A 442-nucleotide genomic window follows, 5' to 3' on the forward strand; every position below is an offset into this window, starting at 1 on the left:
TATTCGTCGTAGGTGTTGATCGCCAGCTTGTTGCCGTTGCCATCGGTCACCGCGACGATCGAGCCTCGCTCGTCGGCGTAGAGGTAGCGGCGGGCGCTATCCGCAACGCCTGCTCCTTCGAACCACACCAGCGGATCGTCCACACCTTCGGCAGCACCGTGGACATAGCGGCGCAGCAGCGTACCCGAGGTGTTGTACTCCCCGACCAGAGCATCGCCATCGTAGAGGAACCGGGTGATCCCGCTGGCACTGCCGCTCACTTCGTACAGCCGCCCCAGCGGATCGTAGCGCAAGGTCGCACTCGTCCCGCCGCCGCTGCGGCTCACCAGACGGTTCTCGACATCGTAGAGGTAGGTGTTGCTTCCATCCGAGGTGAGGTTGCCATTGGCATCGTAGGTGAAGCTTGCCGGACCGGCCGCGGTATACTGGTTGAGCCCGTTGG

Annotated in this window: 1 pseudogene; it reads right to left on the reverse strand. The window is 63.6% G+C overall.

The features are described from left to right. Positions 1–442, reverse strand: a pseudogene (locus tag CV013_RS15370) (RHS repeat-associated core domain-containing protein); the annotation flags it as partial.

Origin of the sequence: Tsuneonella flava (genome assembly GCF_002870965.1) — a bacterium.
GTDB classification, from domain to species: Bacteria; Pseudomonadota; Alphaproteobacteria; order Sphingomonadales; family Sphingomonadaceae; genus Tsuneonella; species Tsuneonella flava.